Here is a 20,652-nt window from a genome sequence, read left to right on the forward strand (position 1 = left end):
TTGTAAAATAAAAAAACCTCAGTCACCCGAAGTTTTTCTTCCACCCAATTGTAGCACAAATCAAGCTCATTTACTAGCGTCTTATTTAAGAACTAGTGCAAATAAGCTTTGGATCGCCGTGTCCATAATGAAAAACATCAAAGCAAAAATAATTGATGTTTCAATGACAACTAAAGTGTCACGACGCAATTGTCTTTTTGTTGGCCAAGTCACTTGTTTCATTTCAGCCAGTACACTTTTAATAAATTTCACCGTTGTGTCCTCGTTTCCTTCTTATTTTGTTTCTTTATGTAATGTGTATTGATTACAATATTTACAAAATTTATTGATTTCCAAACGCGCGCCACTTTTTCCTTCACTAACCGATTTGGTGTAGTTTCGAGAGCCACAAACGGAACAAGCTAATGCAGCTTTTTTCTTTGCCATCCGTGTCTACCTCCTAACTGAAAATCAAATTTATACCTATTAACATTAGCATGAAAATAAGTTCTTGTCAATTTGTGGTAAGTACGAGCTATTGTTTTATAAATACTTATGATATGATTAGTAAGAAATGAAGTAAAAATGAGATATGGAGGTATTATTATGCTACTTAAAACACTTGTATATAAGAAAAAAGATCTAACAACTGTAACCGAAACAAACACATTAGAAGAAGCACTTGAAATCTTAGAAACATCTGGTTATCGTTGTGTACCAATTTTAGACGAATCTGGGAAAATCTTCCGTGGAAACATCTACAAAATGCACATCTATCGTCATAAAGCAAATGGCGGAGATATGACTTTACCAGTCACTCACTTGTTAAAAAATGCGACAAAATTTATTTACGTGAACACTTCATTCTTTAAAGTGTTCTTCACGATTAAAGAGTTACCTTATATTGCTGTTCTCGATGATGAAAATCATTTCTATGGCATCTTGACTCACAGTACATTGCTAAACATGTTGTCACAATCTTGGAGCGTTGAGCAAGGAAGCTACGTTCTAACTATTGCTTCTACGGGTAAGCAAGGTGACTTAGCAGCTATTTCTAAAATCATTTCTAAATACAGCAGCATTGCCAGCTGTATCACACTGGATATCGGCAAAGACGAATTTATTCGTCGCACATTGATTACTTTGCCAGCTGATACTGATCAAAAACTTTGCGATACGATTGTTGAGCATTTGGAACGTAAAAACTATAAAGTTGTTGAAATCGAAAACTTAAGAGATATGTAAATAACAAAAAGTTACGCTAAATTGGCGTAACTTTTTTTCGTATGAGATTTTATTTCTATCTTTTTTAGACAGACTCTAAAAAATACAAAAAGAACTAACCTTCACTCTACAAGAAAATTGGCTAGTTCTTTCTAAATTTATTGATTCACTTGTCACTGTTTTTAGGATGTTGTCTACTGCTCTGATTAGAAAATCTATACTCTTTTATCAAATCCAATTGCTCGATTCAAGTAATACATAATTGGTGCAGAGATTGCCATTGTCACGAATTCACTCAATGCCAATGTTCCATAAGTGATCCAAAAAGGTTTGCCACCTGTTGGCACTAGCATGTACGCAATCAAAATCATACTCACTGTGAAAAATAAAGTATTCAATGCCAAACGAACTTTGACGTTTTTTACTTTATTATGCAATAAAGCTGTAATACCTAGTGCAAGTAATGTTTGTCCTCCACCGAACAAGACATCTAAAATACCAAAACCAAAAAAAGCATTATACACAACTACACCGCCTAAGACGCCCCATAATAGTTTTCGATTAAAGACGACTAAGTGATTCAAGCTTTCTGAAATTCGGATTTGAACTGGTCCTGATGAAAGTGGTGTAACAAAAGTCAACGCTAAATATAAGGCCATTACAATTCCATTAATTATTACTACTCTTAAACGCTGATTACTTTTTGTTTTCATTTCCTTTTCCTCTTTTCTCCTAGTTTTGTTAACGCGGGATGGTCGACGAACCGCAAAAGGTATTATAGCAGATGTCTTTTACTTTTCAACCATGCTTTTATTTTTTAAGCAACAGTCACAATTGTAAACGTTTGCAAAAACAGTGTGTTTTATGGTATAAAATAAGTGTAAGAGGACATAGGAATTCCCCGTCACGCAAACGAAGTAGGTTTTGCACGCAGAGAATTGTTATGAACTTAAATAAACAACAGAAAGGTGTGGGAATTTGAGCTACCTCTTACTATTACCAAGGTCTAGCAAGCAGCGGAAGAACTAAGTGGACATTTCGAACCTTAGAATTCTTCTCCTTACACAGTTAAGGATTGAGCACTTGCTAGACTTTTTTTTATTTTTTTCGGATAAGTTCTTTTTTATTTCGGATTTCCTCTGCTATAATAACTAGGAATCTGCAAAAAAAGATCTTTTTTTGCGTTAGCCACAGGAGGCACACATGAATTTTCATTATCATCTTTTAATCAATCGAGCTGCTGGAAGTGGCAATGGTCAAAAAGTCGCCGATAAAATGTTTCCCATTTTCGATCAGCATCAAGCCAACTATTCTGTCTATTATTCAGAATACCCTGGACATGATGCAGAGCTAGCAGAGCAACTTGCTAAAGACACACTATTACCATGGACTACTGAGAATCAAGAAACAGTGACTACTTTCCCGCTCCTAGTCATCGTTGGTGGTGACGGAACGCTACACCAAGTGTTAAACACGTTTTACCAATTAGATTTGGAGTTACCCGTCGCTTATGTTCCAGCTGGTTCTGGAAATGATTTTGCCCGCGGAATTGGCTTATCTCGTAATACAGAACAAGCGGTCACTCATTTATTGAACACAGATGAGCCACAAGAAATCAATCTATTGACTTATCAAGAACAGGTAACTGACACCAAAGGAGTTTTAGTCAACAATCTTGGCATTGGTCTTGATGCGGCAATCGTTCATACAACAAACCATTCCGCTACCAAAGAGCGCTTAAATAAGTATAATTTAGGCTCACTTTCTTATATTTTATCCATTTTACATGTCTTTTTTACACAAAAAGGATTTCCAATTTTGGTAGATGTTGGCGGAAAAACAATAAATTTTGAAAAAGCTTTTCTTTGTACAACGACCAACCACCCTTATTTTGGGGGTGGCGTTGCTATTGCACCAACTGCTGAGGTATTTAAACCAACAATTGATTTTGTTGTGGTTGAGAGAATTAATTTATTCAAAATTATTTGGATCGTGATTTTATTACTACAAAAGAAACAATTAAAATCAAAGAATTTCCACCATTTTACTACAAGCAAACTACGTATCGTCTCCACGACTCCACAGTTTGGCCAAGCAGACGGCGAAGACATTGCACCCCAATCATTTGATTTACAGTTTGGAACGAAGACCCAGTCATTTTGGTGCCAAACAAAAAAATAAGGAGATTGTTTCCAGAACAACTCCTCAATATATGGTAAAAAGAATTAGCGGGTAAAATCAACGATGGTTGATTTTACCCGCTAATTTTAGTGTTTTGTCATTTCAAACGAATCTTTTCCATCCCAATCATTGGATCGATTGATTGATTTTCAATTGCTTCACTTGTTAAGATGTAATTTTTAGGTTCTTCGTTTGCTCCCACTTCTTTTTCTGTTTCCATCGTTTGTGTTTCAAATAAAGGAACTTCTTGGACAACAAATTCATTTTTGACTTCTTTTTTATTGGAAACCACTGCCTCTTCTTTTTTGGCTGTCTTCACTACTTTTTCTGATCCTTCACTTGTATAGGAACCATCTTCAAAAGGATCATTTCCCACTAATGAATCTTCATATGCAGTCAACTTCGTCCGCGTAACAAGCGTCATACTATCGTTTTCTTCAATCCTTCGTTTCAGGGTCGTCATACGACTAGCCGTTTCATTTTTGACGCAAGTCAAATAAGCTTGCTCTTCTCCCAACAAAATCAACAGATCTTTACTTCGGGTAACTGCTGTATACAATAAATTACGTTGTAACATCCGTTGATACTGATGCACCATCGGCAAGATAACCATCTTAAATTCGCTACCTTGCGATTTATGGATCGAACAACAATATGACAAGGTAATTTTATTCCACTCGTTTCGCTTATACGTTACCTCGTTTGCATCGAATTGAATAACTAATTCATCCACTTTATCATCAGAATCTTTCGCTAAAATGATTCCTGTGATGACACCCATATCTCCATTAAAAACATTCAGTTCTGGTGTGTTGACTAGCTGTAATACTTTGTCCCCAATTCGATAAACTGTTTCATTCCAGCGAACTTCTTTTTTATTAGGTCCACCCGGATTAAAGATTTCTTGCATCATCTTATTCAACGCATCAATTCCAGCTGCACCTCGATACATTGGCGCTAATAACTGAATATCTTGCGCAGTAAATCCTTTATTTTTAGCCTTTTCTACGATTTGCGAAATCAAAGGTTCGATTTGGTACGCATCACTTCTAAAAAAAGAGCGATCTTTTTGATTCTGAGTAAAATCACTTGGCAAGCGACCTTCCTTGATTTCATGTGCTAATGGAATAATACTGGATCCGTCCCCTTGTCGATAAATCTCATTGAGTTCCATTTTTGGAATCTGTTCGATGTCTAGTAGGTCATGTAATACTTGACCAGGACCAACGGATGGTAGCTGATCTTTGTCCCCAACTAAAATAACCTGCATATTTGTTGGAATTGCTTTAAATAAAGTATTCGCTAACCACGTATCCACCATCGACATTTCATCGACAATCAATAAACCACCTTCTAGCTCTTTCGTGCTGACAGAAGGTGTTTTTTCACGGCCATTCAATCCAAGTAAGCGATGAATCGTGCTAGCTGGCAAGCCTGTTGTCTCATTCATTCGCTTAGCTGCTCGTCCCGTTGGCGCTGCTAGTAAAACCGGAAAGAGTTCTTGCGTATATTTATTGGGATCTAGTTCAATTCCATTTAATTCAGCGAATAAATGAACGATCCCGTTGATGACCGTTGTTTTTCCTGTCCCTGGTCCCCCTGTCAAAATAAATAAAGGCGAACGTATCGCTTCAGCAATCGCTTTTTCTTGTGAATCGCCATATTGGATTCCAAAGATTTTTTCGATACGTCGAATATTTTTAGTGATCTCTTTTTCTGGATAATGAATTTCTTTTTTACGACTTAACAATCGTTGAATCGAGTTGCCAATCCCCCACTCTGAAAAATACAAGCTATTTTCATATAAGTTTGTTTCTTCCTGTTGGATTTTTCCCTCTTCGACCAGTTGAATAATAACTGTGGCAACTTGATCCGGCTCAATCTCAACCGGACGACTGGTTTCTAAAATCCGGATTGTTTGCGCCAAAAGAGTGTCAGCAGGAACATATGTATCACCTGTTTGGACACTGTGCTGGAAAATTTGATGCAAGATAGCCGCACGAATTCTCCTTGGCGAATCCGAAGCGATCCCAATTTGTTCCGCCAGGTTGTCTGCTCGTTTAAATCCAATTCCTTCAATATCTTCGACTAACTGATACGGGTTTTCTTGAATAATATCTAACGCTTCATTTTTGTACGCTTGATAGATACTGAAAGCCAATTGACTACCGAAACCATATCGATTTAACCCCATGATGACTTGATCCATTCCATGATTCAAGCGAATCGTTTCAGCAATCATGTCACGCTTTGGTTTCGTTAAACCAGAGATTTGTCGTAAAAGCGAAGGATCTTCGATGATTTTTTCAATCGCATCTTCTCCCAGCGTCTCAACGATTTTTTCAGCTGTTTTTTTACCAATCCCCGGAAATTTTTCGCTTGAAAGATACGAAACGATTCCATTAGCTGTTGTTGGTTTTTCTTGCTCATAACGTTCAACCTTCAACTGGCGGCCATATTTAGGATGATCCACTAGTTCGCCGTAGAAACGATACGTTTCATTTTCTTGGATTTCACCGAAACTCCCCGTAACAACGATTTCTTTTTCTCGATAGTCTGCACTCGTTTCATTCACATGGACTAAGAGAACTTTATAAAAATTACTTGGGTTTTGAAAAAAAATCGCGGCAACTGTCCCAACGAAATATGGCATTTCTTCTGGCTGCATCGAAGCCGCCTCCTTCTTCTATAGTAACGGTTCTGGTTTATTATCCAATCCTAAAAAATCTACTTCATTCCAAACTTTTAGTCGATAAGGTAATAAGTTATTTGGCTCTTCGGTTTCTAGTATAGTCAAACTACTATTAAATAAGCCACCCATTTCACGTAATTGGCTCAACTCTTTTCCCGTCATCCACTGAATTGCGGCCGTCAACGACGCTCCGTGTCCCACGAATAAAATGGGGCCATCATGTTGTGCCACTGCATCTGCTACAACAGTTTCGATTCGCGTAATCGCGGCTGCAATCGGTTCACCATGAAACGGTGTTGGATCATATTTATCTAAATGATTACGTAAATTAGGTAGATTTTTGGGGAATTTTTCATACATCTCTTCGATTTTTTGACCTTCCAGCAGGCCTAGCCCCAACTCGCGAAGCTTATCCGTAAAAATAATTTCAACTGGGTGTGTCAACATGCGGTTGATTCCTTCAGCTGTATCACGTGCTCTCTTCGCCGTACTTGCATAGATAACTTCAAAAGGAACGTTCTTCACTTTTTCCCCTAGTGCTTTGATTTCTTCATAACTTTGTGGGAGTAAAGGTGAATCTCCATTACTTCCTTGGAAGCGACGTTCTTGATTCCATTCTGTTTTGCCATGTCGGGTAAAATATAAATCCATTCTTCCTCACACCTCACTCATTTGTCTAGCATTCTTTTTACACTTCTTTATCAAAGATTAATCAAGTTTATCATGTTCATAATGGTGTGTTAACTCTAACGCAGGAAACCCCTGTTGGCGCAACGCTTCATAAACGATCATAGCTGCCGTGTTTGACAAATTCAGTGAACGCACATGTTCATCGTTCATTGGAATACGTAAACATTTCTCTTCATTACTACGCATGAATTCTTCAGGTAATCCGGTAGTTTCTTTACCAAATAAAAAGAAATGATCTTCGCCATCTGCAAAATTTTCATCACTATAGATTTTATTGGCAAATTTTGAAATCAAATGTAGTTTTCGATTTCCCAAAAAGTCTAAAAATGCTTCGAGATTTGGATAATACTTGATATTTACATCGTTCCAGTAGTCCAACCCAGCACGTTTTAAGTGTTTATCATCGGTGGAAAAGCCTAAAGGTTCGATCAAATGTAAGGGTGTATTCGTTGCGGCACATGTTCGTGCAATATTTCCAGTATTTGCTGGAATCAAAGGTTCAAATAAAACGATATGATTCATCTGTTGCTCATCCTCTCATGGTAATGTTTCATTTTTATTAATAAATACGATTGAATTTTGGCATAAAAAAAAACGTATCAACTCGGTGTTAGTCACTGCGAGTCGTTACGTTAGTGAAGCTCTTCTCACTATCTTTTATCAGAACAGGAACCTGATAAAAACCAATGAAAAAACAACTTGTTGCTACTATATCACCATTAAATTATTTTTGCAACCACTTGTTAATAAAAACTCAATGTAAACGGTTTTTCTTAGTTCCTTTTAATAATTCAACATCGATTGTAATTTTTTCTAGCGGATGCTTATACAAATTCTCTTTTATTTCAGACGCAACTTGCCATTCCAAAGGTGACATCGCCAAGAGATCTCGTTGATTTTTTTCTGGGATTTCAAATTCATATGTGACACGCTGACGTTCAATCAAGTCTAGTGATTCAGCAAACTTTGTGACAACTCGCTCATTTGAATAATTTTGTTTTTCTGGTTGATCTGGATAAAAAGCTTGTCGTAATTCTTTCAAATAGTTTTCTTGAGGTACAATTTTTAAAACCTCGCCATCGTCTGTTAACACCCGTTGAAATTCTTGATAGTGTGAAGGTGAAAAAATATTTAAAATCGATGAAACCTGTTGTGATGCAAAGGGTAAGTTTGTTAAATCTGCTACACACCACAAGGCTTGAACTTCTTGTTCCGTTGCAGCATATACACCTTCTTTAGAAATATCAAAACCAACTGCTGTTTTTATTTTTTGCAACTCATTGATTTCATTTAAGAAGCTACCTTCTCCACAACCAACATCTAAAACAGTCGCCTCTGTTGGTAGATGTTTGGCAATCAATTCGATTACCGGTTGGTACATTCCTGAACGTATCATTCGTCGCCTAGGCGCAAACATTTCTTGATCATAGTCCGTTTTGACTGCATGCGATAAAAAATAAAGTGTTCCCTTTTTAGATAAATCAAAACGATGACTGTTTTCACAAACTAAACCTTGTTCTGTTGCAACAATCGCTCCATGGCAAACTGGACAACAAAACAACTGCTGATGTTTCAATAAAAACTGGCGTCCACGGTCAATTTTTTTTAGCATATACTTCCCTCATTTCATTTTTATCTTACCTGTTGCCGAAAACTTTAGCAACCGGAAAAAATGTGTTACAATGCCCAAGAAGAAACGCAAAGGAGTGCAGTTTATGATTAGAGAATTTTGTGCCGAAAATTACACCTCGATCCCTTTAGCGATTTCCCGCGGCGCGAACCGGATCGAGTTATGCGACAACCTTGCTGTGGGGGGAACCACACCAAGCACTGGCGTAATTGAAGAAGCTTTAAGCTACGCTGGCGAAAAAGAAATCCCCGTGATGACGATCATTCGTCCACGTGGAGGCGACTTTGTTTACAACGATATTGAATTAAAAATCATGCATACTGATTTGATTGAAGCAAAAAAACTAGGAACAGATGGTGTTGTTATTGGCTGTCTCACTCCTTCTGGTTGGTTAGATGAAGAAGCCTTAGAGTTGTTGATTGAAACAGCAGAAGGATTACAGATCACTTTCCATATGGCATTTGATAGCATCCCTAAAGAACGTCAATTTGAAGCAATCGATTGGCTAGTTGAACATGGCGTTGAACGAATTTTAACCCATGGCGGTATAGCCGGTACACCAATTGAGAATAACTTTGCGCATTTGAAAGAATTAATAGCGTATGCAGATAATCGTTTGATTATTTTACCCGGCGGTGGTGTATCTGATAAAAACGCAGAACAAGTTGCAAAAGAATTGGGTGTTGCTGAGGTACATGGGACAAAAATTGTTTCACTGGATTAATCCCAAAAAAAGAGTGTGGCCTGATGAGGTCACACTCTTTTTTATAGTATAAATGATTGCTCGCTAATTTATTGGAGCTGAACGCTTTGAGCCACAACCTTACATAAAATACCCCATAAATAAAGAAGCAATATTAAAATAAATCAATACACTTGTCAGATCACTTAAAGTGGTAATAAATGGCCCACTCGCAACTGCCGGATCAAACCCCAAACGATCCATCAACATTGGAATCAAACTTCCTGCTAGATTAGCAACTGTAATTGCAAACAACATTGCCATTCCAATAACAAATCCTAGAATAAAATTATTCTTCCAAAAACCAACGATCAAGAAAATAGTCAGACCTGTCACTGCTCCAGTGACTAAACCTGTAAAAACTTCTGCTAGAATCAATCGTGTAAAACTATTTTCCTTTTCATCGGAGATAGCTAGTCGTCGCACAGCAACCGCCAATGACTGCGTCCCCGCATTCCCAGCTGTCCCTGTAATTAGTGAAATAAACACCGCCAAAATACTTGCTTCACTCACGAGGTCTTCATAATGACTAATCAATGACGCTGTTGACATACCTAAAAATAATAGCGTAATCAACCACGGTAGTCGCCTGGATGCAGCCTTGATCGGATTTTCATTGACTTCTTCTACATTGACCCCGGCTAAACCAGAGTAATCACTTGCTGCTTCATCATCAATAACATCAATAATGTCATCAACCGTTACGATCCCTAACAAGTGATCATCGTAGTCAGTAACTGGCAATGCTAGAAAGTCATAGTCTCGGAATGTTTGCGCCACATCTTCTTGGTCATCACCCACATGCACTGAGATGATTCGCTCACTCATCAAGTCAGCGATCATCGTATCGTCATCATTGACAATCAAATCACGCAAAGAAATAACACCAACTAGTTTTCCTTCTTGATTGACCACATAAATGTAATAAATCGTTTCAGCTACATCCGCCTCATTTTTCAACACATACATCGCTGAACGAACAGTTTGATTGGCAACGATCGAAACAAACTCCGTTGTCATGATGGCACCGGCTGTCTCATCTTCATAGTGTAACAATTCTTTGATTTCACTAGCATCTTCAGTGGACATCAAGCTTAAATATTTAGCTGTTTGTCTTTTATCTAATGTGTTTAACAAATCGACTGCGTTATCGGTATACATTTCTGCTAACATATCCGCAGCATAGCTTGGTCGCATTTCCGCCAAATATTCCTTCATATGTTCATTATCTTCTTCAATCACATCGAACATATCAGCTAATTCTTTCGGCGAAAGATACGTATAGATCAATTGACGATCATCTTCAGGGAGTGACTGGTAGAACTGCCCCTGCTCATAAATGTGCATCTCCAAGAAATCATTTCTAAATTCTTGAATATTATTTTTCTTCAAATCCTGAGCCAACTGGGCAAATCTTTCCTCTAATTCTTGATTTTCGTCCAAACCAATCTCACCTCACCTTAATCTTTAAAACATTTGATCACTGCAGCCATATCTTCTGCTAATGGCTGCTTAAATTCCAATAATTCTTGAGTAAACGGATGATAAAATCGTAAATCATAACAATGGAGCGCCTGCCTTTGGATGCCCAAATCCATACGTCCTTCATACATATCATCACCTAACAAAGGACAACCTATTGCAGCAAAATGAACCCTAATTTGATGCGTACGTCCTGTATGAAGCTGGATATCAACCAATGCTGCATCTAAAAAAGCTTGGTCCAGCCAATACTCCGTCTCCGCTGCTCGACCTTCTGGAGAAATCGTTCGTTTCAGTAACGAAGTATAATCCCTCGCAATCGGCAATTCAATACTTCCATGTTTTTGCAGTTCATCGATTTTCCCGCTAACTAACGCTTGATATTTTTTCGTAAATTTCTTTTCTCGAAGTTGTGTATCCAACTTTGCGTGAGCAAAACCGTGTTTGGCAAATAGCATCAGTCCAGATGTATCTCGATCCAATCTGGTTACTACATGTATCACTTGATTTTCATACCCTTGTTTTTTGTAATACGCTTTGACTCGATTCGCCATCGTACCATTGGGATGGTATTGTGCCGGAATCGAAGAAACACCTGCTGGTTTATTGACGACTAAAACATGTTCATCTTCAAAAACAATATCGATTGGCGTCTCATCTAAAAGAACTGTTTCATGCTCTCCCTCAGCAGGAATCACAATGGTTACCTTATCATTGTCCGTCAGAGAAAACAAGACATTTTCGACTTGGTCGTTGACTTTGATCTCGCCACCTTGAAATTTTATTTTTGCTAATAAACCTTTAGAAATTCCCTGTTCTTTCAAGAAATATTTTACTTGTTGCGGATGTTCCTTTTGGTATATCCATGTAAACTGCATACTATCCCTCACCAATAAAGGCATCCTTCACACGATGCCAAAAATGCATATGTCGATAAGAAGCAAAATGGATGCGTTCTTTCGCAATTCGGTAATAAATTGAATGAATGTGTCCTTTTGCCACGTCTAATTGATCGACTGTCACCAAATAATCTTCTGTATTTTCTAATTTGATTTCAACCCACTCGTCTTGCCCAATAACGATGGGCGAACCTAACGTCCGAAAGACACGATTATTTAAAGAGGCTATTTCTGCTAATTGAAAAGCATTGATACTTGGATGAATCACTGCCCCTCCAATACTTTTATTGTACGCAGTGGAACCGGTCGGCGTTGAAATAGCCAAGCCATCACCTCGAAAACTTTCAAACAATTCATCTTTGATATACACATCCGCAACCATTGTCCGGTTTGCTCGTTTGATTGTCGATTCATTCAATGCAAAAAAATGTTTGTCCGGTTGATTATTGGTGTAACTGATCCGCACATCGAGTAAAGGGTAACTAACACTTTGTTCACGCGTTGTCAGCAAGCTATCCACTAACTCTTCTAGTTCGTAATCGCGCCAGTCTGTATAAAAACCAAGATGTCCAGTATGCACACCTAAAAAGCGAACTTCATTTAACCGATGATTAAACCGATGAAAAGCCGAAAGTAACGTTCCGTCCCCTCCAACTGAAATTACCAGTTCCGGATTTTTTTCATTGATTTTGATACCAGCTTTCGTTAAAAGAGCAACCAACCGTTCGGTAACTTCTAATGTTTTTGCTTCATTATTATGAACAATGGCTACTTTCATTCGTTGCCTCCTTGCTTCTCATCTTCTTTATCTAGCAACGTTCGATAATAAACATCATCTGATTTTCCTCGACCATGAGAAAATAGGCGCTGTGCTTCTTGGATTTCTTCGCGAATATTAGACATTTCTTCATCTAATTGATACGCGGCTTCTGCGGCGCGTTGTAATCGCTCGCTCATTTCTTCTGGAAAAACACCTTGATATTTATAATTTAGCGAATGTTCGATTGTCGCCCAAAAATTCATCGCTAATGTTCGAATTTGGATTTCAGCCAAGATTTTTTTTTCACCGTTAATCAGTTGAACAGGATACTCGATTACTAAATGATAGGAACGATACCCGCTCGCTTTTTTGTTCGTAATGTAGTCTCTTTCTTGAATTACCTTCATGTCTTTACGGTTACGAATCACCTCTACAACTTGGTGAATATCTTCGACAAACTGGCACATAATACGTAATCCCGCAATATCAGACATTTCTTCTTCTAGCCGTCCCATTGGAATATGTCGTAACTGAGATTTTGTTACAATGCTATCGACTGGTTTCACACGACCAGTTACAAATTCAATCGGCACATGTTGATTTTGTTCACGAAATTGTTTACGAATCCCGCGTAACTTAACTTTCAATTCTGATACAGTTTGTTCATATGGTGCTAAAAATGTTTCCCAATCTCGTTCCATAACTCATACCTCTACTTTGCACTGACATTCATTGCCTATTTTACCATATAACCAATAGTTTCCGTAATCGTTCACCCTTTCATTGACCAGAAAAGAAAATTTAGGCAAAATAAAGAAAAAAGGAGCGAATAACATGGCAGAAAATTTAGAAATCGAATTTAAAACAATGCTTTCTCAAACAGAATATCAACAATTGATTGCTCATTATCAATTGACAGCGAACGATTTTAAAACTCAAATAAATAGCTATTTTGATACACCTGATTTTCAATTAAAAGCAAAAAATTGTGGACTACGCATTAGAAGATATGAAGAACTGGCAGAATACACACTAAAAACTCCGGTTGCATCAGGTCTATTAGAAACAACTGATACACTAACTCGAGCGTGTGCTGATGACATTCTTCAATCAAATGTGCTACCAGTCACAGGTCACGTCTTTGAAAAATTAATTGAGCTTGGAATTCACTCCTCTCAACTAATCAAAACTGGAGAGCTAACGACTGAACGTGCAGAATTTCACATAAAGGAAGGTCTCTTAGCCATTGACCAAAGTTGGGCAGAGAATTTACATGACTATGAATTAGAGCTCGAAGTGCAAGATACAAACACAACCAGTGCTGATTTTTTGCAGTTTCTAGATTCGTTCCATCTTCCTTATCGTCCAGCAAAAAATAAAATCTATCGAATGATCGAAGCAAAAAATTAGATTTCTTTCATTTTCACAAGGCGCATGAGTTCATTTTTTGTGCTTTTTCTGTTAAGTTATAGTCTGTGGATGAAAGAATTCACTAATTATATAGAATCTATTTTTGGGGGAGATTCGTATGATCGAAATTTATCTTTTCGTGAACCCTTTGGGGAAATACTGTTTTAATATGGAACGGCAGCTGTTACAGTTCATCGAAGAAGAATATGGGACGACAAATCTAAAAAACAAAAAAGTTCAATTTCGTTTTTTACCTTTAGTTAACTTGCAGACAATTGGGGATGTCATGCAAACACGAGGTATTGATCGTCAAAATTTAGAAGAACGTAACAATTTATTTTCAACAATCTACTCTGCATCACTTGATTGTAAAGCTGCACAGTTTCAAGGAAAGAAAAAAGGACGTCAGTTTTTGATTAAATTGCAAGAAGCTGTAGGCTGTAATGATATTCCTTATTCACAAGCTTTATCTGAGGAACTTTTTGCGTCTATTGGTGGAGATCTAGCAATGTTCAAAGAAGACCGTCAATCTGAATTTGTAAAGGAAGCTTTTTTCTCTGACCAGAAAATCGCTCGAGAGATGGGAATTACTAAGCATCCTTCCGCTGTTGTTTATAATTACGCATATGATTGTGATTTCGGCGTTTTAGTCGAAGGCACAAATACTGTTCACCGTATTCAAGAACTTTGTAAAGTAACTGATGAATCCTACCAAATTTTTACTGGTCAGCAATTACATACAACTGGTTCAAAGTTTACAACTGGCGCAAGCCACTTATCCTTACTTTCAAATTAATTTTATTCAAAATAAATATGATCTATTTGACCTCCAAGACTGCTTGAACACTCTGTCTTGGAGGCTTTTCTTTCATTAAAAAAAGAACCTCGACAAAAGTCGAGACTCTTTTTTTAGGTGGACAACAAGAAGACAACTCGTCTCCTGTATCCCCACATGAAAGATTCGTTTTCTCAGCAGAAACCTTCTTTTCTTTCTTGCTTTTTATAACTCACCGATCAACGCTTCTAATTCGTCCAAACGTTTTTCAAACATGGCCATTGCATCTTCAATATAAGCTGCTTGCGTCATATCAACACCCGCTTTTTTCATTACTTCCACTGGATAATCACTGTTACCTGCTTTTAAATAAGCTAGGTAATTATCCAATGCATTTGGTTCTTTCGTCCAAATCTTCTTCGCTAATGCAGAGGCTGCAGAAAATCCTGTTGCATATTGGAAAACATAATAATTGTAGTAGAAATGCGGAATACGTGACCATTCATATTTGATTTCTGGATCTTCTTCCACTGCTGGTCCGTAATATTTTGTATTTAATTTGCCATAGCTTTCACTTAAATATTCACTCGTTAACGGCACACCTTTTGCATCTTCAACATACATAAAATGTTCAAATTCAGCAAATTGTGTTTGACGGAAAATTGTTCCCTTAAAACCGTCTAAATAATGATTTAATACGTATGCACGCACACGAGGATCTGTTTCTGTTTCCAATAAATACTCAGTCAAAATATTCTCATTCGTCGTCGAAGCAATCTCCGCCAAGAAAATTGAATAATCCCCATAAACATACGGTTGGTTTGAACGAGTAAAGAAACTATGCACGCTATGACCCATTTCGTGAACTAAGGTAAATAATTGATCTAATGTATCATGCCAATTCAACAAAATATATGGCTTTGTATCATAGCTTCCTGAAGAATACGCCCCACTACGTTTCCCTTTGTTTTCAACAACATCGATCCAACGATCAGCAAATGCTTCTTCAACAACTGCCATGTACTCTTCACCCATTGGCTGTAAAGCTTCCAAGGCTTTTGCTCTTGCATCTTCATAAGAGAACTTGATTGGCGCTTCACCCAATACTGGCGTATACAAATCATACATGTGTAGTTCTTCCACATTTAATAAACGTTTACGTAACTCCATATAACGATGTAACAATGGCAAGTGCTTATTCACTACTTCAACCAATGTATCATACACACTTTCGGGAACGTGATTATTGCTTAAAGAAGCTTCACGAGCAGAACCATAATGACGTGCTTTCGCTTTAAAATTGTATCCCTTGATATGCGCACTCAAAGTCGAAGCAAAAGTATTTTTAAATTGTTCATACACTTCATATAATCCCTTAAATGCCGCTTCGCGTACAGAACGGTCTGTACTTTCTAACAATTGACCATAGACCCCATGAGAAAGTTGGATTTTTTCACCATTTTCCCCTGTGATTGTTGGAAAAACTAAATCAGCATTGTTCAACACTGAAAACGTACTACTTGATGCGCCAAAAATCTCGCCAGCCCCAGCTAAAAGTGCTTCCTGATCAGCGGATAAGACATGTGCGCGATTATCAACCATTTGTTGAACGAAATGGCGATAAATTTCTAATTTTGGTTCTTCTTCAAAGTAACTCCAAATCGTTTCATCGGACAATTGTAGAACTTCTGGTTCTAACCATGAAACAGATTCCCCTACTTTTGCCATTAAGCTGCCAGCACGAGAATGCAAAGCTTGATATGTCGTATTTGCAGTGTCTTGGTCATTCTTCAAATGAGCGTAAACATACAATACTTCAATTTTACGATAAACATCTAAAACAAACTCAAGCGCATTCAAAAATGCGGTGGCGCCGTTAGCCAATGTTCCTTTATATGTTTCTGCTTGCGTCAGTTCTTCAGATAGTTCTTGATATTTTTCGTCAAATTCTTGATCATTTGCAAAAATTTTCGTCAAATCCCAAGTTAATTTTTCGGATAATTCTTCACGATTCGGTAATTGGGTTGTTTCACTCATGAAATCGACTCCTTTTCTTAATCTTTCTTCATCTTATCACAAATTTTCTCAGACAAAAGCTTCTTGCTTAAATTAGTCTAAATATTCTAACAAAAGTTTTTCAACTTTTTAGTTATCTTCTTTCTTTTTCCATAAATCACAACACTCTTTAAAAAATCGCCAATACGTTTGTTCTTTCGATATCAGTGGAAATAACCACTCTGACACAATTTTTTCAAGTTTTTCCCGCCAGAAAAGATAATGAAGCAATCGATTTTCTTGCACTGTTTCCTCAAAAAGTACTCGATACACAACTACACTTGTACCAAAGAAAAAGAAAAATTCACTTTGCTGGTAAATCCATGATGAAAGATAAAGAAGATGCTTTCCTCTCATATAACAAAACTCTTGCACTTTTAACAGAGAACCTTGTTTCCGACGTAATTCCCGATCGAGTTCCTGATAAATACCTTTTTTAGCTCGATTAGCAATCATTTGTGTCCTGCTACACCACTTCTTTGTCAAAATCTCAGTTAAGGAGCAAGTATAAAACGGCCATTCCATCACTTGATAACTGATTTTCCGAGTAATCGACAGCGTTAATCGATAATAGAGATACAACTTTCCTGCTTGTCTGTCCACTGCCCAAAAATGAACATTTTGTTGTTCATCATAGCGGCAACTTCCTTTCACCAATTGAGATAATTTTTGTTCCGACAATAGCTTCTTGTTAATCAAACCACTACCAAGAATCCACCAAACGGTGAACTGTTTACGCTTATAATTCATTGTCCGTTCAATAAATCGTGAATATATTAATGGCGAGCATTGGATCTCAAACGCAAGATTCTCACTAAGCAAATCGGGTCTTTGAGCTAATTCGGGTAAATAAGGTTCTATTTCTACCTCTTCATTGAATTTTTTTAACCATTGATAAAAGACTTCTTTCAGGAATATATGCTCCTCTGATTCTGCTTCACTAAACATTTGACATAAATTACTTTTTTTATGCGCAAAATGCGGCCGAACTTGCTTCCCTTGTTTTAAAATCACCGGTAAACGACAACCTGGACAAAAATAATTTTCTTGTTTTTCAGCATCATCCGCGCGATATCTTTCTCCCCATCGATTGATTGCATACAACATCGTATTCACCCTTTTTCATTTGTCAAAAGAAGTTACGCGATTTCTAATGAATTTTTTGCAAAAAAAAGTCATTGTTGATTGTTTATCAACAATGACTTTTTCGATATCGCTATTTAGTTGAAATAAAATCTAGTACGTTCAATCGCATTTCGCTCCATTAAACATGTTCCATGTTCGCTTAATGCATCTGCAGTGCGGTCACTTTTCTTAGAAAATTCAAGAATTCTCGCAACTTGATTTTCTACATCCACTTGGTTAAGATTTTCAAGCCAAAAATGTACTGATAAATAGTATTTTCCTTCAAACAAATATAAATCCGTCCAAGCAGACTCCAACTGTACATCTTGAGCTAACTGAATCATTTGTTCAAAGTCATCAAATACAAAAATTGCACGACTCTCATCCGTTTTTACAGAGTCATCTTCCCCATCTTTGGTCTCATCGTAATCATCAATGACTTGTTGACGCAAAAACTCACTAACATCATTTGAATCAATCGGACCATCGTGCGCTTGGATCATTTCTTCATCAGGCAAATTCTTACTAATAAATAATTCTAGTCCATCACCTTTTGGCAAAACTTGGAAAGTCACAGCTTCGCTTCCACGAAATTCTTCTTCGATGTCGACTTCTTCTAAAATACTATAAAAGAAATTCTCAATCTCTTTATGATTGCCCAATAAATCTAAAAAAGAGACACCTCGTTCTTCTAAATCTTCATGACCAATCAACACGCGGATGGTATTTTCATTTATATGTTCCATTTCCATTTCGCAACACCTCACTTTGCCACAACGGTTAATATAGCTTCATTGTAGCGAAAACCAATTAAATGTAAAGGAAAACCTTACTTTACCAATAGAAAGTTAAAAAATCTTTCTTTATTGAAGCAGCTACTGAAACAATCAACTGATGCTCTTTTTTATAATTGTGTAATGATTTTTTATCTAACCAAAAATAAATAATCATGATCCTTGAACTAAAAATAGCATCCAAGTTTTTTATTATAACAAAAAACTTGGAAGACTATCTACAGACAGTCTTCCAAGTTCGATACTCTTTTATAAACCAGCCATCAACTGGGCTTGACGTAACTCTAATTGACGAACATCACGCGGTAAGAAACGGCGAATTTCATCTTCATTAAAACCAACTTGCAAACGTTTATCGTCAATCATGATCGGACGACGAAGCAATCCAGGATTTTTTTGAACTAAGTCTAGTAACTCTGGCAATGGTAGCTCATCTAAATCCATATTCAACTTTTGAAATACCTTTGATCGTGTTGAAATAATTTCTTCTGTACCATCTTCTGTCATTTGTAAAATAGCTTTTAATTCTGCACTATTCAACGGTTCAGAGAAAATATTACGCTCAACAAAGGGGATTTGATGCTCTTGCAGCCACGCGCGAGCCTTTCTACAGGATGTACAACTTGGGGAAGTATATAGTGTTAACAACGTGCACCACTCCTTTTCGTGAAAATCATCACATTTTTGTAACAGAAGACTCATTTCATCTTCCATCTGTTTCTATTATACCTAATCGCAAATTAAATAGCTACCTTTTTTTTTATATTTTTTTTTAAAAATGAATGTTATCTAAGGTTTATTTACAGTAAAAGCAAGGTTTTTCATTTTAATACACATTTTAAAATGAGAAAATTCCAATCGTTTTCCAATTTTTCTGCAAAATTAAACAGCTAAAAAAACTGTACCACTTTAAAAACGTCAAAGCCAAAAGAAATCGGATACATTCTCGTAGATATGTTTTTTATTCCCACAAGATCAATTATACCTTCTTACTGTTTTCTAAAAATGTTTAACATAACGCCTATTTCATCTGTACTAAATAACAGCCACTATTAACATAAAAAACAATCAATTAAAATAATTCTAAATTAAAAAGAAAAATAATGTTATTTAAAGTTTTCTACGAAATTTTGATGCTGTATCAAAATTCGATTTCTAAAACTTTTCTTTAGATTTAAAAGCAAAAGCACACAACAATATAATCTCAAAAAAGCCTAATTAAGTGTTTTGATTGTTCTTTTCTTTTTTGTCTCATTTTTGGTGAAAAAAACTGAAATTTAAAAACGTTGTTACAACAACGACTAGAAAATACAGTAATAAAAACCTTTATTATCAACGTTTATCGAGATTTTTTTCTGATACAATGATGAAGGATTTGTGAAAAAACAAATGAAAATCGAAAGGCGTGTAAGATTTGATTAAAGCTGTTGTATTTGATGTTGACGATACAATGTATGACCAACAACAACCATTTAAAAATGCGGTGAATAAAGTGGTTCCGCTGGTTTCAGATGAAGATATGCATCCATTATATATTCGTTTCCGTCATCATAGTGATGAAAACTTCCCAAAAGTGATGGCTGGGGAATGGACATTAGAATATATGCGGGCACATCGGATTAGCCAGTCGCTAAAAGATTTAGATTATCCACATATTACTGAAGAAGATGGTTTGTTTTTCCAACAAGTATACGAAGATGAATTAAACAATATTTGTCTACATGATGAGGTTCGCAAAACACTCGACTTTCTAAAAGAAAAAAACGTACCTATGGGCATTATTACGAATGGCCCAACAGATCACCAATCAAAAAAATTAAACCAGCTCCAATTAGCTAAATGGATTCCAACTAAAAATATGATTGTTTCTCAAGCAACTGGGTTTCAAAAACCTGAAAAAGAAATTTTCCAATTAGCAGCCGAAACCTTTTCAATGAACCCAGCAGAAACACTGTATGTTGGTGACAACTATGACAATGATGTTCTGGGCGCACATCGTGCAGAATGGCATTCACTTTGGTTTAATCATCGTGGAAGAACGATTGATACAACTCCTGTTTCAGATATCGAAATTAGTTCGTTTGATCAATTACTTGAAACAATGGAGTCTGTATTTGCCTAACAAAAATCAAAAAAGCTTCTGGACAATTATTTTGTCCGGAAGCTTTTTCCTATTTAGCGATAATATTAGGTAACCTTTTTCAAAAACATTCC

At 36.7% G+C, this 20,652-nt stretch carries 21 protein-coding genes; 6 read left to right on the plus strand and 15 right to left on the minus strand.

Translation table 11 applies throughout. The annotated features are described in order from the left end of the window. Positions 1–81: 81 nt before the first annotated feature. Positions 82–252, minus strand: a complete 171-nt coding sequence (gene secE / locus DOK81_RS09310; protein WP_067482982.1) for a preprotein translocase subunit SecE — start codon at positions 250–252, stop codon at positions 82–84. Positions 253–273: 21 nt separating this feature from the next. Next, entirely contained in the window at positions 274–426 is a 153-nt protein-coding gene (rpmG, locus tag DOK81_RS09315; protein ID WP_067482984.1) for a 50S ribosomal protein L33, read from the minus strand. Between the two features lie 159 nt (positions 427–585). Between rpmG and cbpA the strand changes: the two genes are divergently transcribed. Beyond that, positions 586–1,224, plus strand: coding sequence for a cyclic di-AMP binding protein CbpA (gene cbpA / locus DOK81_RS09320; protein ID WP_067482986.1), 639 nt, complete (start codon positions 586–588; stop codon positions 1,222–1,224). Between the two features lie 194 nt (positions 1,225–1,418). Here cbpA and DOK81_RS09325 read toward each other — a convergent pair whose 3' ends face one another. Beyond that, the gene (locus DOK81_RS09325; protein WP_206910251.1) at positions 1,419–1,916 is read right to left on the minus strand and encodes a QueT transporter family protein; all 498 of its coding nucleotides are present in this window, start codon (positions 1,914–1,916) and stop codon (positions 1,419–1,421) included. A 490-nt stretch (positions 1,917–2,406) separates the two neighbouring features. On the opposite strand from DOK81_RS09325, the gene DOK81_RS09330 reads away from it, so the two are divergent. Next, positions 2,407–3,384 (plus strand): diacylglycerol kinase family protein, encoded by a 978-nt coding sequence (locus DOK81_RS09330; RefSeq protein WP_206910252.1) that lies wholly within the window; start codon positions 2,407–2,409, stop codon positions 3,382–3,384. A 97-nt stretch (positions 3,385–3,481) separates the two neighbouring features. Here the strand turns inward: DOK81_RS09330 and DOK81_RS09335 are convergent, their stop codons facing one another. The 4 genes from DOK81_RS09335 to DOK81_RS09350 form a co-directional block, all read right to left on the minus strand. Then, entirely contained in the window at positions 3,482–6,052 is a 2,571-nt protein-coding gene (locus DOK81_RS09335) for an ATP-dependent RecD-like DNA helicase (protein ID WP_206910254.1), read from the minus strand. 18 nt (positions 6,053–6,070) lie between these two features. Next, positions 6,071–6,727, minus strand: coding sequence for a histidine phosphatase family protein (locus DOK81_RS09340; RefSeq protein WP_206910256.1), 657 nt, complete (start codon positions 6,725–6,727; stop codon positions 6,071–6,073). Between the two features lie 57 nt (positions 6,728–6,784). After that, positions 6,785–7,288, minus strand: a complete 504-nt coding sequence (locus DOK81_RS09345; RefSeq protein WP_206910259.1) for a tRNA (cytidine(34)-2'-O)-methyltransferase — start codon at positions 7,286–7,288, stop codon at positions 6,785–6,787. Positions 7,289–7,520: 232 nt separating this feature from the next. Continuing rightward, entirely contained in the window at positions 7,521–8,378 is an 858-nt protein-coding gene (locus DOK81_RS09350) for a methyltransferase domain-containing protein (RefSeq protein WP_206910260.1), read from the minus strand. Positions 8,379–8,481: 103 nt separating this feature from the next. Between DOK81_RS09350 and DOK81_RS09355 the strand changes: the two genes are divergently transcribed. Beyond that, positions 8,482–9,120 (plus strand): copper homeostasis protein CutC, encoded by a 639-nt coding sequence (locus tag DOK81_RS09355; protein ID WP_206910263.1) that lies wholly within the window; start codon positions 8,482–8,484, stop codon positions 9,118–9,120. Positions 9,121–9,219: 99 nt separating this feature from the next. On the opposite strand, the gene mgtE is transcribed toward DOK81_RS09355, so the two are convergent. From mgtE to DOK81_RS09375, 4 genes are read right to left on the minus strand one after another with little or no spacing between them, the layout of a single operon-like run. Next, complete coding sequence (gene mgtE, locus DOK81_RS09360; RefSeq protein WP_206910266.1) at positions 9,220–10,581, minus strand: magnesium transporter; 1,362 nt, start codon at positions 10,579–10,581, stop codon at positions 9,220–9,222. A 17-nt stretch (positions 10,582–10,598) separates the two neighbouring features. Beyond that, positions 10,599–11,498, minus strand: a complete 900-nt coding sequence (locus tag DOK81_RS09365) for an RluA family pseudouridine synthase (RefSeq protein WP_206910268.1) — start codon at positions 11,496–11,498, stop codon at positions 10,599–10,601. A gap of 1 nt (position 11,499) precedes the next feature. After that, positions 11,500–12,297 (minus strand): NAD kinase, encoded by a 798-nt coding sequence (locus DOK81_RS09370; RefSeq protein WP_206910270.1) that lies wholly within the window; start codon positions 12,295–12,297, stop codon positions 11,500–11,502. Then, a complete protein-coding gene (locus tag DOK81_RS09375) occupies positions 12,294–12,980 on the minus strand; it encodes a GTP pyrophosphokinase family protein (protein ID WP_206897666.1) in 687 nt (228 codons plus the stop codon). The genes DOK81_RS09370 and DOK81_RS09375 overlap by 4 nt, the downstream gene beginning before the upstream one ends. A 133-nt stretch (positions 12,981–13,113) precedes the next feature. Between DOK81_RS09375 and DOK81_RS09380 the strand changes: the two genes are divergently transcribed. Together DOK81_RS09380 and DOK81_RS09385 are read left to right on the plus strand one after the other, a co-directional pair. After that, a complete protein-coding gene (locus DOK81_RS09380) occupies positions 13,114–13,689 on the plus strand; it encodes a CYTH domain-containing protein (protein WP_206910272.1) in 576 nt (191 codons plus the stop codon). Positions 13,690–13,807: 118 nt separating this feature from the next. Next, positions 13,808–14,485: a ClpXP adapter SpxH family protein gene (locus tag DOK81_RS09385; protein ID WP_206910274.1), complete on the plus strand. Its 678-nt coding sequence runs from the start codon at positions 13,808–13,810 to the stop codon at positions 14,483–14,485. 204 nt (positions 14,486–14,689) lie between these two features. Here the strand turns inward: DOK81_RS09385 and pepF are convergent, their stop codons facing one another. From pepF to spxA, 4 genes are all read right to left on the minus strand, one after another. After that, positions 14,690–16,501: an oligoendopeptidase F gene (gene pepF / locus DOK81_RS09390; protein WP_206910276.1), complete on the minus strand. Its 1,812-nt coding sequence runs from the start codon at positions 16,499–16,501 to the stop codon at positions 14,690–14,692. A gap of 108 nt (positions 16,502–16,609) precedes the next feature. Beyond that, positions 16,610–17,626: a competence protein CoiA family protein gene (locus DOK81_RS09395; protein ID WP_206910278.1), complete on the minus strand. Its 1,017-nt coding sequence runs from the start codon at positions 17,624–17,626 to the stop codon at positions 16,610–16,612. Between the two features lie 113 nt (positions 17,627–17,739). Then, positions 17,740–18,396, minus strand: coding sequence for an adaptor protein MecA (locus tag DOK81_RS09400; RefSeq protein WP_206910280.1), 657 nt, complete (start codon positions 18,394–18,396; stop codon positions 17,740–17,742). 291 nt (positions 18,397–18,687) lie between these two features. Beyond that, positions 18,688–19,086 carry a transcriptional regulator SpxA gene (gene spxA / locus DOK81_RS09405; RefSeq protein ID WP_067483021.1) on the minus strand — a complete coding sequence of 133 codons (399 nt, stop codon included), beginning with the start codon at positions 19,084–19,086 and terminating at the stop codon, positions 18,688–18,690. Positions 19,087–19,852: 766 nt separating this feature from the next. Here spxA and DOK81_RS09410 point away from each other — a divergent pair. After that, the gene (locus DOK81_RS09410) at positions 19,853–20,560 is read left to right on the plus strand and encodes an HAD family hydrolase (protein ID WP_206910281.1); all 708 of its coding nucleotides are present in this window, start codon (positions 19,853–19,855) and stop codon (positions 20,558–20,560) included. The last annotated feature ends 92 nt before the right edge of the window (positions 20,561–20,652 follow it).

Source organism: Enterococcus sp. DIV0660C, from assembly GCF_017316125.1.
In the GTDB taxonomy this organism is placed as follows: domain Bacteria; phylum Bacillota; class Bacilli; order Lactobacillales; family Enterococcaceae; genus Enterococcus_B.

Bases quoted from the DNA above. Each gene is read 5' to 3' on its own strand.
- rpmG (WP_067482984.1), bottom strand. From the start codon at position 426: ATGGCAAAGAAAAAAGCTGCATTAGCTTGTTCCGTTTGTGGCTCTCGA.
- cbpA (WP_067482986.1), top strand. From the start codon at position 586: ATGCTACTTAAAACACTTGTATATAAGAAAAAAGATCTAACAACTGTA.
- DOK81_RS09325 (WP_206910251.1), bottom strand. From the start codon at position 1,916: ATGAAAACAAAAAGTAATCAGCGTTTAAGAGTAGTAATAATTAATGGA.
- DOK81_RS09330 (WP_206910252.1), top strand. From the start codon at position 2,407: ATGAATTTTCATTATCATCTTTTAATCAATCGAGCTGCTGGAAGTGGC.
- DOK81_RS09335 (WP_206910254.1), bottom strand. From the start codon at position 6,052: ATGCAGCCAGAAGAAATGCCATATTTCGTTGGGACAGTTGCCGCGATT.
- DOK81_RS09340 (WP_206910256.1), bottom strand. From the start codon at position 6,727: ATGGATTTATATTTTACCCGACATGGCAAAACAGAATGGAATCAAGAA.
- DOK81_RS09345 (WP_206910259.1), bottom strand. From the start codon at position 7,288: ATGAATCATATCGTTTTATTTGAACCTTTGATTCCAGCAAATACTGGA.
- DOK81_RS09350 (WP_206910260.1), bottom strand. From the start codon at position 8,378: ATGCTAAAAAAAATTGACCGTGGACGCCAGTTTTTATTGAAACATCAG.
- DOK81_RS09355 (WP_206910263.1), top strand. From the start codon at position 8,482: ATGATTAGAGAATTTTGTGCCGAAAATTACACCTCGATCCCTTTAGCG.
- DOK81_RS09365 (WP_206910268.1), bottom strand. From the start codon at position 11,498: ATGCAGTTTACATGGATATACCAAAAGGAACATCCGCAACAAGTAAAA.
- DOK81_RS09370 (WP_206910270.1), bottom strand. From the start codon at position 12,297: ATGAAAGTAGCCATTGTTCATAATAATGAAGCAAAAACATTAGAAGTT.
- DOK81_RS09375 (WP_206897666.1), bottom strand. From the start codon at position 12,980: ATGGAACGAGATTGGGAAACATTTTTAGCACCATATGAACAAACTGTA.
- DOK81_RS09380 (WP_206910272.1), top strand. From the start codon at position 13,114: ATGGCAGAAAATTTAGAAATCGAATTTAAAACAATGCTTTCTCAAACA.
- DOK81_RS09385 (WP_206910274.1), top strand. From the start codon at position 13,808: ATGATCGAAATTTATCTTTTCGTGAACCCTTTGGGGAAATACTGTTTT.
- pepF (WP_206910276.1), bottom strand. From the start codon at position 16,501: ATGAGTGAAACAACCCAATTACCGAATCGTGAAGAATTATCCGAAAAA.
- DOK81_RS09395 (WP_206910278.1), bottom strand. From the start codon at position 17,626: ATGTTGTATGCAATCAATCGATGGGGAGAAAGATATCGCGCGGATGAT.
- DOK81_RS09400 (WP_206910280.1), bottom strand. From the start codon at position 18,396: ATGGAAATGGAACATATAAATGAAAATACCATCCGCGTGTTGATTGGT.